Below are 14,079 nucleotides of genomic sequence, written 5' to 3' on the forward strand. Positions count from 1 at the left end.
GTCAGATCACTCGATCTGCCCGTGGCAATGCTTGAACTTCTTGCCCGAACCACACCAGCACGGCTCGTTGCGGCCCAGCTTCTGCTCGTTGCGCACCGGTGCCGAGGCAACAGCCACTTCGGCGCCCTCCTCGTTCAGCTGCTCGCTTTCCAGGCCCGGAGCAGCGGCATGCTGGAACTGCATGCGGCTGGCCAGTTCCTCGGCCTCGCGGCGCAGGCGGGCTTCCTCTTCGACCGGGTCTTCGCGGCGTACCTGAACGTGCGACAGCACGCGGATGGTGTCGCGCTTGATCGACTCGAGCAGCTCCTGGAACAGGCTGAAGGATTCGCGCTTGTACTCCTGCTTCGGGTTTTTCTGCGCATAACCACGCAGGTGGATACCGTGACGCAGGTGGTCCATGGTCGACAGGTGGTCTTTCCACAGGTCATCCAGCACACGCAGCAGGATCTGCTTCTCGAAGGTACGCAGGGCTTCGATACCGGCCTGGTCTTCCTTCTCGGTGTACGCGGTGGTGATTTCGTTCAGCAGCTTCTCGCGCAGGGTCTCTTCGTAGAGGTGATCGTCCTCGTCGAGCCACTGCTGGATCGGCAGCTTCATGGCGAAATCGCTGGCCAGCGAAGCCTCCAGGCCGGCCACGTCCCACTGTTCCGGCAGCGACTGCGGCGGAATGTGCTGGCTGATGGTAGCGTCCAGGACTTCCTTGCGGAATTCGACGATGGTGTCGCCGATGTTCTCGGCGGCCAGCAGGCTGTTGCGCATGTGGTAGATCACCTTGCGCTGCTCGTTGGCCACGTCGTCGTATTCCAGCAACTGCTTGCGGATGTCGAAGTTGCGGCCTTCGACCTTGCGCTGGGCCTTCTCGATGGCGTTGGTGACCATGCGGTGCTCGATGGCCTCGCCGGACTGCATGCCCAGCGCTTTCATGAAGTTCTTCACCCGGTCAGAGGCGAAGATACGCATCAGGCTGTCTTCCAGCGACAGGTAGAAGCGGCTGGAGCCCGGGTCGCCCTGACGGCCGGAACGGCCACGCAGCTGGTTGTCGATACGGCGCGATTCGTGGCGCTCGGAAGCGATCACGTGCAGGCCACCCGACTCGATCACCTGCTGGTGACGTTTCTGCCAGTCGGCCTTGATCTGGGCGATCTGCTCGGCGGTCGGGTTTTCCAGGGCTGCCACTTCGGCTTCCCAGTTACCGCCCAGCAGAATGTCGGTACCACGGCCGGCCATGTTGGTGGCGATGGTCAGGGCACCTGGCGCACCGGCTTGCGCGATGATCTCGGCTTCCTTCTCGTGGTACTTGGCGTTGAGCACCTTGTGGTCGATACCTTCCTTCTTCAGGAGGTTGGACATGTGCTCGGAGGTTTCGATGGTCGCAGTACCCACCAGCACCGGGCGACCCTGCTTCATGCTTTCTTTGATGTCGGCGATGATCGCGGCGTATTTCTCGTCGGCGGTCAGGTACACCAGGTCGTTGAAGTCTTTACGTGCCAACGGTTTGTTCGGCGGAATGACCATCACGTTGAGACCATAGATCGACTGGAACTCGAACGCTTCGGTGTCAGCGGTACCGGTCATGCCGGACAGCTTGGTGTACAGGCGGAAGTAGTTCTGGAAGGTAGTCGAAGCCAGGGTCTGGCTCTCGGCCTGGATGTTCAGGTTCTCTTTGGCTTCGATGGCCTGGTGCAAGCCTTCGGACAGACGACGGCCTGGCATGGTACGGCCGGTGTGCTCGTCGATCAGCAGGACCTGGCCGTCCTGGACGATGTATTCGATGTTGCGGTGGAACAGCTTGTGCGCGCGCAGGCCAGCATAGACGTGGGTCAGCAGGCTCAGGTTATGCGCCGAATACAGGCTCTCGCCCTCGGCCAGCAGGCCGGACTGGGTGAGCATCTCTTCGATGAACTGGTGACCGGCTTCGTTCAGCTCGACCTGACGGCTCTTTTCGTCAATGGTGAAGTGGCCTTCCTGGGTGACCTGGCCTTCCACCTCCTCGATGTGCTGGGTAAGGCGCGGGATCAGACGGTTGATCTCGATGTACAGCTTGGAGCTGTCCTCGGCCTGGCCGGAAATGATCAGCGGGGTACGCGCTTCGTCGATGAGGATGGAGTCGACTTCGTCGATCACGGCGAAGTTCAGTTCACGCTGGAACTTCTCTTCCTGGCTGAACGCCATGTTGTCGCGCAGGTAGTCGAAACCGAATTCGTTGTTGGTGCCGTAGGTGATGTCGGACGCGTAGGCGGCACGCTTTTCTTCCGGCGGCTGGAAGGCCGAGACGATGCCGACCGACAGGCCGAGGAACTCGTACAGCGGGCGCATCCAGTTGGCGTCGCGGCGGGCCAGGTAGTCGTTGACGGTGACCACGTGCACGCCCTTGCCGGACAATGCGTTGAGGTACACGGCCAGGGTACCGACCAAGGTCTTGCCTTCACCGGTACGCATTTCTGCGATCATGCCCTCGTGCAGGGTCATGCCACCGATCAGCTGCACGTCGAAGTGGCGCATGCCCATCACGCGCTTGCCGGCCTCACGGGCCACGGCGAAGGCTTCAGGCAGCAACTGGTCCAGTGTCTCGCCTTTGGCCAGGCGCTCCTTGAACTCTGCGGTCTTGCCCCGCAGTTGCTCGTCGGAGAGGGCCACCATCTTCTCTTCGAGAGCATTGACGATGTTCACCGTCTTGAGCATGCGTTTGACTTCACGCTCGTTCTTGCTTCCAAAAAGTTTCTTTAACAAAGGCGCAAACATATCGGCAGGATCTTCCACACGTAGGGATGGAGGGCGGCCCCATGAGTCGCCCGTGCAGCCCTGAGGCCGCATGCGAACGAGCATTCTACCCGGAAACGATGGTGAGGAAAGTGGTGGATTTCCACGATGCTTGGACAGCGTTTTGGCGGGGGCTTGTTTTAGATAGGGGCATTTTCCCTGAGTTCAAGGTTCGGGAAGATGAAACGTATCGAGAATGAGTCTTGTCCTTGGTTGCCTGTGTCGGCCTCTTCGCGGGCTTGCCCGCTCCCACAAGATCACCACAGGTCTCAAGTGTTGCGTAATACCTGTGGGAGCGGGCAAGCCCGCGAAGAGGCCGGCACAGGCTACAAGAGGTGTTAAACTGCCGATCTTGTAACCTCATGCACATACCCATGGCCTACAAACCCTCCCCCGCCCAGCCGCCCTCGGCCCTGCTCCGCCAGGTCCGCCCGCTGCGCCTGCTGCTGAACCAGGCCGAACGCCTGGAGCACCTGCAGCGCCTGCTGGAAAGCCAGCTGCAACCGGCCGCCCGCGAGCACTGCCATGTGGCGTCGTGGCGCGATGGCACATTGTTGCTGGTGGTGACCGACGGCCATTGGGCAACCCGCCTGCGCTATCAGCAGAAACGCTTGATCTCTGCATTACAGGCCATGGAGGCATTCGCCAACCTCAGGCGCATCCTGTACAAGGTCCAGCCCCCGCTGGTGCCAGCCAAGCGTGGCGGCAATGCCGCAGAACTGTCCAATAACGCAGCCGAGAGCCTGCGCGATACCGCCGAGGGCATCACTGACCCCAAGCTGCGCGCAGCACTGGAACGATTGGCCGCCCACGCCCGGGACAAGCCATAAAAAAGGCCACCCGAAGGTGGCCTTAATGAACTAGAGAGTGTTCGAACTTACACGGCCGCAACAGGGCGCATGTACGAGATCGGTGCCGTGCTGGCATCTTCGAAGGTGACCACTTCCCAGGCATCGGTTTCGGCAATCAGCTTGCGCAACAGCTGGTTGTTCAGCGCGTGGCCGGACTTGTAGCCCTTGAACTCGCCGATCAGGCTGTTGCCCAGCAGATAAAGGTCGCCAATGGCGTCGAGGATCTTGTGCTTGACGAATTCGTCATCGGAACGAAGGCCGTCTTCGTTGAGCACACCGGTCTCGTCGACCACGATGGCGTTCTCGACACTGCCACCCAGCGCAAGGTTGTGCTTGCGCAGGTACTCGATGTCACGCATGAAGCCGAAGGTACGGGCGCGGCTGACTTCCTTCACGAACGAGGTGCTGGAGAAGTCGACGACCGCACTCTGGGTCTGGCCCTTGAGGACCGGATGATCGAAGTCGATCTCGAAGCTCACCTTGAAGCCGTCGAAAGGCAGGAAAGTGGCGCGCTTGTCGCCCTCTTCCACGGTTACCTCACGCAGGATGCGGATGAACTTCTTGGCTGCGTCCTGTTCTTCCAGGCCGGCAGACTGAATCAGAAATACAAAGGGTCCGGCGCTGCCATCCATGATCGGCACTTCCGAGGCGGAGAGCTCGACGTAGGCGTTATCGATGCCCAGGCCCGCCATGGCGGAGAGCAGGTGCTCGACCGTATCGACCTTGACGTCACCGTTGACCAGCGTCGTCGACATGGTTGTCTCGCCGACGTTGGCCGCGCGCGCCGGGATTTCGACCACAGGGTCGAGGTCGGCGCGGCGGAAGACGATGCCGGTGTCAACAGGTGCAGGCTTGAGGGTCAGGTAAACCTTCTCCCCGGAGTGCAGACCGACACCTGTGGCACGGATGGTATTCTTCAGGGTGCGTTGTTTAATCATGGCATTGGCCGCTTCAGCGCAAATTGCGAACAGGTATCAACAAAGGCTGGGGATGATAACAGACCCAACCTTTGATGAATACCAATCACCTTTATACCCCTGATAAATTCCATTAATCAGCCTGACGACGCAGGAATGCCGGGATATCGAGGTAGTCCAGGTCATCCTGAGGGTTCAGTTTAGCGGCTGCAGCAGCACCTGCATGAGCCTGGTTGCGCATTACGGTCGGGCGCTCCAGGTCACGGTAGTTGACCGCAGGCTGCTCTTGGCGAACCGGCGCCGGGTTGGAGGCCTCGTACACCTGCTGGGCAGTCTGCAGGGTGTTGTCGACCACCTTCACAGGCTTCTCGATGCGCGCGCCCAGGCCAGTAGCCACCACGGTCACGTGCAGCTCGTCACGCATGTCCGGGTCGATCACGGTGCCGACCTTGACCATGGCGTGGTCGGAGGCGAAGGCTTCGATGATGCTACCCACATCGGAGTACTCACCCAGCGACAGGTCAGGGCCTGCGGTGATGTTCACCAGGATGCCGCGGGCGCCCTGCAGGTTGACGTCTTCCAGCAGCGGGTTGCGGATCGCTGCCTCGGTGGCTTCACGCGCACGGTTCGGGCCGCTGGCACAGCCAGTACCCATCATGGCCATGCCCATTTCACCCATCACGGTACGCACGTCGGCGAAGTCGACGTTGATCATGCCCGGGCGCTTGATGATATCGGAGATACCGCGCACGGCACCGGCCAGTACGTCGTCGGCCTTGGCGAAGGCAGACAGCAGGCTGGCATCCTTGCCCAGGATGGTCAGCAGCTTCTCGTTGGGGATGGTGATCAACGAGTCGACGCTTTCGGCCAGCATGCGGATGCCTTCATCGGCGATCTGCATGCGCTTGCGGCCTTCGAACGGGAACGGACGGGTCACCACGGCAACGGTGAGAATGCCCATTTCCTTGGCCACTTCGGCGATGATCGGCGCTGCACCGGTACCGGTACCGCCACCCATGCCAGTGGTGATGAACACCATGTTGGTACCCTGCAGCACTTCAGCGATGCGCTCACGGTCTTCCAGCGCGGCCTGACGGCCGACTTCCGGATTGGCACCGGCACCCAGGCCCTTGGTCACACCAGTACCCAATTGCAGGATGGTGCGCGCGCCGATGTTCTTCAGCGCCTGGGCATCGGTGTTGGCGCAGATGAATTCCACGCCTTCGATGCTGCTCTTGACCATGTGGTTGACGGCGTTGCCGCCACCACCGCCAACACCGATCACTTTGATGACCGGGCTTTGCGGGACGTTGTCTACGAGCTCGAACATTTTCCCTCTCCTTACAGTTCTCTAGTTGTCGCGCCTACCACTACTGCTTTGAAACTTAGAAATTGCCCTGGACCCAGCGCTTGAAGCGTTCAAGCACTGGAGCCTTCGGTTCATCGCCATAGCTGTTGTTGCTGCTGTTACCGGTCAGGGGCAGGTCTTCGGTCTGCTTCTGCAGGCCGTAGGTGAGCAAGCCCACGCCGGTGGAATAGATCGGGTTGCGAACCACGTCGCTGAGCCCCCGAACGCTGTGCGGTACGCCCAGGCGTACCGGCATGTGGAAGATTTCCTCGGCCAGTTCCACGGCGCCTTCCATCTTCGCGGTGCCGCCGGTGAGAACGATGCCGGCTGGCACCAGGTCCTCGTAGCCACTGCGGCGCAGTTCGGCCTGGATCAGGGTGAAGAGCTCGTCGTAACGTGGCTCCACCACCTCGGCCAGGGCCTGGCGCGACAGCTCGCGCGGTGGGCGATCGCCCACGCTCGGCACCTTGATGGTCTCGCCGGCGCCAGCCAGTTTGGCCAAGGCGCAGGCGTAGCGGATCTTGATTTCTTCGGCGTACTGGGTCGGAGTACGCAGCGCCATGGCGATGTCGTTGGTCACCTGGTCGCCGGCAATCGGGATCACCGCGGTGTGACGGATCGCGCCCTCGGTGAAGATGGCGATGTCGGTAGTGCCACCGCCGATGTCCACCAGGCACACGCCCAGCTCTTTTTCATCGTCGGTCAGCACCGAGTAGGCCGAGGCCAGCTGCTCGAGGATGATGTCGTCGATTTCCAGGCCGCAACGGCGTACGCACTTCTCGATGTTCTGCGCCGCGTTGACCGCGCAGGTGACCACGTGGACCTTGGCTTCCAGACGTACGCCAGACATGCCCAGCGGCTCGCGCACGCCTTCCTGGTTGTCGATCACGTAGTCCTGCGGCAGGGTGTGCAGCACGCGCTGGTCGGCCGGGATGGCAACGGCCTGGGCGGCGTCGAGTACGCGCTCCAGGTCGGCCAGGCTGACCTCGCGGTCGCGGATGGCGACGATGCCGTGGGAGTTCAGGCTGCGGATGTGGTTGCCGGCCACGCCGACGAAGGCCGAGTGGATGCGGCAGCCGGCCATCAGCTGCGCTTCTTCCACGGCGCGCTGGATCGACTGCACGGTGGACTCGATGTTCACCACCACGCCTTTTTTCAGGCCGCGGGACGGATGAGTACCGATCCCGACGATTTCCAGGGTGCCGTCCTCGCCCACTTCACCCACCAGCGCCACCACCTTGGAGGTGCCGATGTCCAGCCCGACGATCATTTTGCCGCTATGCGCGTTTGCCATGGTCCTGCCTCTCTCTAATTCTTCGCAACGGCGGGTTGGGCCGTCGTCGGTGCAATCGGTTCCCGCCAACCAACGGCAAGTCCGTTGGAGTAACGCAGATCAATGCGGGCGATAGTGGTGATCTGGTCTTTGAGTGTCTTGTCGTAAATGGCAATGAAACGGCGCATCTTCTCCACCAGATGGTCGCGCCCCAGCAGCAGCTCGATGCCCGGCCCGGCGCTGCTCGCGCCCGTGGTCAGGAACCAGCTGCCTCGCTCGCGCAGCTCCAGGCGAGCGATGGAAAAGCCCAGGGGGCGCAGCATCTGGCTCAATACCTGATACTGCTGCATGACTTGTTGCTGAGCACGCTGCGGCCCGGCCAGCTGCGGCAGGTGCTCGTAGTTGGCCAGTTCGCGCGGGGTGAAGGCCTGGCCCTGGTTGTTGAGCAAGGCTTCGTCACCCCAGCGCGCTACCGGCAACTGCTCTTCCAGGCGGATCACCACCTCGTCGGGCCACACCCGGCGCACTTCGGCGTGGGCGATCCACGGCATCTGCTCGAGCTCTGCGCGCATCGCCGGCAGGTCGACACTGAAGAAGCTCGCTGCCACATAGGGCGCGATACGCTGCTGCACCGACTGCTGGCTGATGTAGCTGAGGTCGCCCTGCACGTCGATCTTGGTGATCGGCCGGTCCGCATACGGCATCAGGCGAATGGCGCCCTCGTAGGCGCCAAACCCGGCCGCCACCAGCAGCACCGGCCACAGCAGGCGCTTGAGACCACCCAGGCTTGGCCGCGGCAGGCGCGCCGATACGGGCTCGTCGGCCACCAGCCGGCTGGCACCACGCGGCACCGGCTTGCTACGGCCGGTAACGGGTTGCTGCTGACGTATCATCGCGCCTTGCATGGTTTTAACCTCGCGTCGCCACGCTCTCGGCCAGGATCGCCAGCACCAGTTGCTGGAAGTCCAGGCCGGCCGCGCGGGCCGCCATGGGCACCAGGCTATGGTCGGTCATGCCGGGTGCGGTGTTGACTTCGAGCAGCCAGAACCGGCCCTGCTCGTCCTGCATCACGTCCAGCCGCCCCCAGCCTTCGATGCCGATGGCATCGCAGGCACGCGCGGTCAGGTCGATCAGTTCCTGTTCCTTGACGCTGTCCAGGCCGCAGGGAATGCGGTACTGGGTATCGTTGGCGATGTACTTGGCGTCGTAGTCGTAGAACACGTGCGGCGTACCCAGGGCGATCGGCGGCAGTACCTGGCCGCGCAATACCGCGACGGTGAACTCCGGCCCGTGGATCCACTGCTCCACCAGTACCTGGGAATCGTATCGGGCGGCATCCTGCCAGGCGGCGACCAGTTCCTGGGCGCTGTTCACCTTGGCCATGCCGATGCTGGAGCCTTCATGGGCGGGTTTGACGATAAGCGGGAAGCCCAGTTCCGTACTGGCCTGCAAACAATCGCTTTCGCTCGCCAGCACCGCGTGGCGCGGGGTCGGAATGCCCAGGCTCTGCCACACTTGCTTGGTGCGCAGCTTGTCCATGGCCAGTGCCGAGGCAAGGATGCCACTGCCGGTATAGGGAATGCCCAGGCACTCGAGCAGGCCTTGCATGCTGCCGTCTTCACCGCCACGGCCGTGGAGGATGATGAAGGCGCGGTCGATCTTCTCGCTTTGCAGGCGGTCGAGCAGGTCGTCACCCACGTCGATGGCGACCACGTCGACACCGGCGGTGGTCAGCGCGTCGATCACTGCGGCACCGGACTTGAGCGACACTTCGCGCTCGGCGCTCTTGCCGCCGTACAGCACCGCGACGCGGCCGAACGCCTTGACGTCCAGGGTCGAGTGCAGCTTGTCGTAGGCGCTGGTCATTTCGACTTCTCCTGCTTGGCGCCAGCGAACAGCGGGCTTTTCATCAATTGAGGGGCCAGGCCGCCGACATCACCGGCACCCTGGCAGATCAGGATGTCGCCAGCGCGCAGCAGTGGCTTGACCAGCGGCGCCAGGTCGACGCCACGCTCGATGTAGATCGGGTCCAGCTTGCCGCGCTGGCGGATGCTGTGGCACAGCTGGCGGCTGTCGGCGCCGGGGATCGGCTCTTCGCCGGCCGGGTAGACCTCCATCAGCAGCAGCACGTTGGCATCGCCAAGCACCTGGACGAAATCGTCGTACAGGTCGCGGGTACGGCTGTAGCGGTGCGGCTGGTAGACGATCACCAGGCGACGGCTTGGCCAACCGCCGCGCACGGCCTGGATCACCGCAGCCACTTCGGTCGGGTGGTGGCCGTAGTCGTCGACCAGCATCACGCTGCCGCCTTCGACCGGCAGTTCGCCGTACACCTGGAAGCGGCGGCCGACGCCCTGGAAGCCGGACAGGCCCTGGACAATGGCTTCGTCGGTGATGCCTTCGTCGGTGGCGATGGCGATGGTGGCCAAGGCATTGAGCACGTTGTGGTTGCCGGGCATGTTCACCGACACCTCCAGCGGCTCGCGATCACGACGCAGCACGGTGAAGTGGGTCTGCATGCCCATCTGGCGCACGTTGATGGCGCGGATGTCGGCCTCGTCGCTGAAGCCATAGGTCACGGTCGGGCGCTTGACCTGTGGCAGGATCTCGCGCACCACCGGGTCGTCCAGGCACATCACGGCCAGGCCGTAGAACGGCAGGTTGTGCAGGAATTCGACAAAGGTTTTCTTCAACTTGTTGAAGTCACCTTCGTAGGTCGCCATGTGGTCGGCGTCGATGTTGGTGACCACGGCCACCATCGGCTGCAGGTGCAGGAAGCTCGCATCGCTCTCGTCCGCTTCGGCAATCAGGTAGCGGCTGGTACCCAGCTGGGCATTGGTGCCGGCAGCGGTCAGGCGGCCACCGATGACGAAGGTCGGGTCCAGGCCGCCAGCGGCGAACACCGAGGCCAGCAGGCTGGTGGTGGTGGTCTTGCCGTGGGTGCCGGCAACGGCCACGCCATGGCGATAGCGCATCAGCTCGGCGAGCATCTCGGCACGCGGCACCACCGGAATGCGCCGCTCGAGAGCGGTGGCGACTTCCGGGTTGGCCGGGTTGATGGCGCTGGACACCACCAGCACATCGGCGGTGGCGGCGTTCTCGGCACGGTGGCCGACGAAGATCTCGGCGCCGAACGACTCCAGACGCTCGGTGACCGGCGAAGCCTTCAGGTCGGAACCGGACACTTCATAGCCCAGGTTCAGCAACACTTCGGCAATGCCGCACATGCCCACGCCGCCGATACCGACGAAGTGGATACGGCGGATACGGCCCATCTTGGGCTGGGGCATGGCTTTCTGGCTTTCAACCATGGGCCACCTCCAGGCAGATATCGACCACGGTGCTGGTTGCGGCAGGTTTGGCCAGGCGCCGTGCGGTGCCTGCCATGACGTTGAGTTTCTCGGGTTGCATCAGCACCTCGTTCAGGCGTTCAGCGAGCTGCGCTGCGCCAGTTGTCGCTTGTGGCATCAGGAAGGCAGCGCCTTCCCGGGCCAGATATTGGGCGTTGTGGGTCTGGTGGTCGTCGATCGCATGGGGCAATGGCACCAGCATCGAAGGCAGGCCCGCTGCCGCCAGCTCACTGACGGTCAAGGCGCCGGCCCGGCACACCACAATGTCGGCCCAGCCATAGGCTTGGGCCATGTCCTTGATGAAGGGCTCTACCTGAGCCTCGACGCCCGCCTCGCGATAACGCTCGGCGGTGGCTGGCGCGTGTTGCTTGCCGGCCTGGTGGAATACCTCTGGCCGCAGCGCGGGGGGCACTTCGGACAGGGCCTTAGGCAACAATTTGTTCAATGGTTCCGCCCCCAGGCTGCCGCCCATCACCAGCAGGCGCGCACGGCGCTCGGCCAGCGGCGCGCGCAGGGCGTCCATGAACAGCTCCGGGCGCACCGGGTTGCCGGTGGTGCGCAGTTTGTCGCTGGCGGCGAAGGTGGCCGGGAAGGCTTCGCAAACACGCGCAGCCAGCGGCAGCAGCAGGCGGTTGGTAGTACCGGCGCGCGCGTTCTGCTCGTGGATCACCAGCGGTACGCCGCACAGGCGTGCGGCCACGCCGCCTGGGCCGGTCACATAGCCACCGAAGCCGACCACGCATACCGGCTTGAGCTCACGCACGATACGCCGCGCCTGCAGCACGGCCTTGACCAGGGTGAACGGCGCCTTGAGCAACGACAGCTTGCCCTTGCCGCGAAGGCCGCTGACCTGGATCAGATGCAACGGCAGGCCGGCCTGGGGCACCAGTTCGTTCTCGATGCCACGCGGGGTGCCCAGCCAGTGCACGCTGTAACCGCGCGCCTGGAATTCACGAGCGCAGGCCAGGGCCGGGAACACGTGGCCCCCGGTTCCGCCCGCCATGATCAGTACGTTCCTGCCGTCAGCGGCCATAATTGGTCTCCTCGGCAAAATCGCTTTCGCTGAATTCGTGCTCCTCACTACCCAGGTGCGTACGGCTTTCCCACTCGATGCGCAGCAACAGGCCCACGCAGGCACAGCAGATCACCAGCGAGCTGCCCCCGTAGCTGAGGAACGGCAGGGTCAGGCCCTTGGTCGGCAGCAGGCCGACGTTCACACCGATGTTGATCAGGAACTGGCCGATCCACAGGAAGGCCAGGCCGAACGCAACATAAGCGGCAAAGAACTGTTTGGCTTTTTCCGCCCACAGGCCGATATACAGGGCACGCACAGTCACGAATACGAACAGAGCAATAGTCAGCAGCGAGCCGACCACGCCAAGTTCTTCGGCCAGTACCGAGAACACGAAGTCGGTGTGCGCTTCAGGCAGGTAGAACTGCTTCTGCACGCTGTTGCCCAGACCAACGCCGAACCACTCGCCACGGCCGAAGGCAATCAGCGCCTGGGTCAGCTGGTAGCCCGAGCCGAACTGGTCGGACCACGGGTCGGTAAAGGTAATCAGGCGCGCCATACGGTAAGGCTGCGCCTGTACCAGGACGAACACCGCAACGACCGCCAACACCACCATCAGGCTGAAGCGGAACAGCCCCACCCCGCCGAGGAACAGCATGGCCGCCGCCGCGCCCATCATCACCACGGTGGCACCGAAGTCCGGCTCCATCAGCAGCAGGGCAGCCATGGGCAGCAGCACGATGAATGGCTTGAAGAAGCCCATCCAGGTTTCGCGTACCTCGGTCTGCCGGCGCACCAGGTAGCCGGCCAGGTAGATGACCACGAACACCTTGGCAATTTCCGAAGGCTGCACGTTGAAGAAGCTGAAGCCGATCCAGCGCATGGAACCGTTCACTTCGCGGCCGATGCCCGGCACCAGCACCAGCACCAGCAGGCCGAAGGCCCCCAGCAGCATCAGGAAGCCCATGCGCTGCCAGGTGGCGATCGGCACCAGCATGGTGGCGCCACAGGCGACCAGGCCGAGGAACACGTACACCAAGTGGCGGAACATGTGGTAAAGCGGGTTGCCAGACTGCACCGCAGCCACTTCCGAGGACGCCGAGGTGATCATCACCAGGCCCAGGCCCAGCAAAGCCAGGCAGCCGGCGAGCATCGCGAAGTCCAGGTCGATGCCACGGCCGCTGATCAGCGGCGACGGATAGGGCTTGAGGATGCCAAAGATCATGCAAGGCCTCCCGCTGCCTGGGCGAACAGGCGCCCGCGCTCTTCGAAGTTCTTGAACATGTCGAGGCTGGCACACGCCGGCGACAGCAGCACGGCATCACCCGGCCGGGCCAGTTCGGCGCATTGCTGTACAGCCTCGTCGAGAGACTTTACGCGGACCAGTTGCACGCCATCGCCCAGGGCTTCGGCCAGGCGCTCGGCATCACGGCCAAGCAGCACCACGGCGCGGCAGAAGCGCTTGACCGGCTCGCGCAACGCGGCGAAGTCGGCGCCCTTGCCGTCGCCACCGGCGATCAGCACCAGTTTGCCTTCGATGTCGGAACCCAGGCCTTCGATCGCGGCCAGGGCAGCACCGACGTTGGTGGCCTTGGAATCGTCGTACCAGTTCACGCCGTTGCGCTCGCGCACCCACTGGCAACGGTGGGCCAGGCCGCCGAACTCGCGCAGTGCCTCGAGCATCGGTTCGAACGGCAGGCCGGCAGCGTGCCCCAGAGCCAGAGCCGCCAGGGCGTTGCTCTGATTGTGGGCGCCACGAATCTTCAGCTCACGTGCCGGCATCAGCGCCTGGAACTCGAACGCCAGGTATTTTTCGCCGTCCACTTCACGCAGGCCGAAGGCCTTGAAATCCGGTTGGTTGAGACCGAAGGTCCAGCATGGGCGGCCTTCCACCGGCAGCGGCCGGGACAGGGCATCCTGGCGGTTGACCACGACCTGGCGGGCACCACGGAAGATCCGGTGCTTGGCCAGGTGGTAAGCCGGCAGGCCGCTGTAGCGGTCCATATGGTCTTCGCTGATGTTCAGCACGGTGGCCACTTCGGCGTTGAGCTGATCGGTGGTTTCCAGCTGGAAGCTGGACAGTTCCAGCACGTACAGCTCGACATCATCGGCCAACAGGTCCAGCGCCGGGGTACCGAGGTTGCCGCCCACCGCCACGCGCTTGCCCGCCTTGGCGGCCATTTCGCCCACCAGGGTGGTGACGGTGCTCTTGGCGTTGGAGCCGCTGATGGCAATGATCGGGGCCTTGGCGTGGCGGGCGAACAGTTCGATGTCACCGGACAACTTCACCCCACGCGCGGCCGCCTGCTGCAGGGCCGGGGTGGCAAGGGCCAGGCCGGGGCTGACATACAGCTCGTTGGCGCGGCACAGGAAGTCCACGTCCAGTTCACCACAGCGCACTTCCACCTGCGGGTAATCACGGCGCAGGGTGTCCAGTTCCGGCGGTTGCTCGCGGGTGTCGGCGACCGCAAAGGCAGTGCCCCGGCTCGCCAGGAAGCGAACCAGGGACATGCCGCTCTTGCCGAGGCCGACAACGATGCGGAATTGGTCGGAAGCGATCAAGGACAC

11 protein-coding genes are annotated in these 14,079 nt (G+C 63.5%); 1 reads left to right on the forward strand and 10 read right to left on the reverse strand.

The genetic code is table 11. From position 1 onward, the window contains the following. Positions 1-6: 6 nt before the first annotated feature. Entirely contained in the window at positions 7-2,742 is a 2,736-nt protein-coding gene (secA, locus tag GEV38_RS22590) for a preprotein translocase subunit SecA (RefSeq protein WP_015271704.1), read from the reverse strand. A 392-nt stretch (positions 2,743-3,134) separates the two neighbouring features. On the opposite strand from secA, the gene GEV38_RS22595 reads away from it, so the two are divergent. Beyond that, positions 3,135-3,590: a DUF721 domain-containing protein gene (locus GEV38_RS22595; RefSeq protein ID WP_015271705.1), complete on the forward strand. Its 456-nt coding sequence runs from the start codon at positions 3,135-3,137 to the stop codon at positions 3,588-3,590. Positions 3,591-3,637: 47 nt separating this feature from the next. On the opposite strand, the gene lpxC is transcribed toward GEV38_RS22595, so the two are convergent. The 9 genes from lpxC to murD form a co-directional block, all read right to left on the reverse strand. After that, the gene (lpxC, locus tag GEV38_RS22600; protein WP_003260771.1) at positions 3,638-4,549 is read right to left on the reverse strand and encodes a UDP-3-O-acyl-N-acetylglucosamine deacetylase; all 912 of its coding nucleotides are present in this window, start codon (positions 4,547-4,549) and stop codon (positions 3,638-3,640) included. Between the two features lie 112 nt (positions 4,550-4,661). Then, entirely contained in the window at positions 4,662-5,858 is a 1,197-nt protein-coding gene (gene ftsZ, locus GEV38_RS22605; RefSeq protein ID WP_003260772.1) for a cell division protein FtsZ, read from the reverse strand. 55 nt (positions 5,859-5,913) lie between these two features. After that, complete coding sequence (gene ftsA, locus GEV38_RS22610) at positions 5,914-7,170, reverse strand: cell division protein FtsA (RefSeq protein WP_015271706.1); 1,257 nt, start codon at positions 7,168-7,170, stop codon at positions 5,914-5,916. A 14-nt stretch (positions 7,171-7,184) separates the two neighbouring features. Beyond that, entirely contained in the window at positions 7,185-8,054 is an 870-nt protein-coding gene (locus GEV38_RS22615) for a cell division protein FtsQ/DivIB (protein WP_012274056.1), read from the reverse strand. Between the two features lie 4 nt (positions 8,055-8,058). Further along, positions 8,059-9,015, reverse strand: coding sequence for a D-alanine--D-alanine ligase (locus GEV38_RS22620; protein WP_015271707.1), 957 nt, complete (start codon positions 9,013-9,015; stop codon positions 8,059-8,061). Continuing rightward, positions 9,012-10,460 carry a UDP-N-acetylmuramate--L-alanine ligase gene (murC, locus tag GEV38_RS22625; RefSeq protein ID WP_013974110.1) on the reverse strand — a complete coding sequence of 483 codons (1,449 nt, stop codon included), beginning with the start codon at positions 10,458-10,460 and terminating at the stop codon, positions 9,012-9,014. The genes GEV38_RS22620 and murC overlap by 4 nt, the downstream gene beginning before the upstream one ends. Next, a complete protein-coding gene (murG, locus tag GEV38_RS22630) occupies positions 10,453-11,532 on the reverse strand; it encodes an undecaprenyldiphospho-muramoylpentapeptide beta-N-acetylglucosaminyltransferase (RefSeq protein WP_015271708.1) in 1,080 nt (359 codons plus the stop codon). The genes murC and murG overlap by 8 nt, the downstream gene beginning before the upstream one ends. Then, positions 11,522-12,736 carry a putative lipid II flippase FtsW gene (gene ftsW / locus GEV38_RS22635; protein ID WP_100412767.1) on the reverse strand — a complete coding sequence of 405 codons (1,215 nt, stop codon included), beginning with the start codon at positions 12,734-12,736 and terminating at the stop codon, positions 11,522-11,524. Before ftsW ends, murG begins: the two co-directional genes overlap by 11 nt. Then, on the reverse strand, positions 12,733-14,079 hold the full coding sequence (gene murD, locus GEV38_RS22640; RefSeq protein ID WP_015271710.1) for a UDP-N-acetylmuramoyl-L-alanine--D-glutamate ligase: 1,347 nt from the start codon (positions 14,077-14,079) through the stop codon (positions 12,733-12,735). Before murD ends, ftsW begins: the two co-directional genes overlap by 4 nt.

The organism is Pseudomonas sp. 13159349 (genome assembly GCF_013305685.1).
Lineage (GTDB): Bacteria > Pseudomonadota > Gammaproteobacteria > Pseudomonadales > Pseudomonadaceae > Aquipseudomonas > Aquipseudomonas asiatica.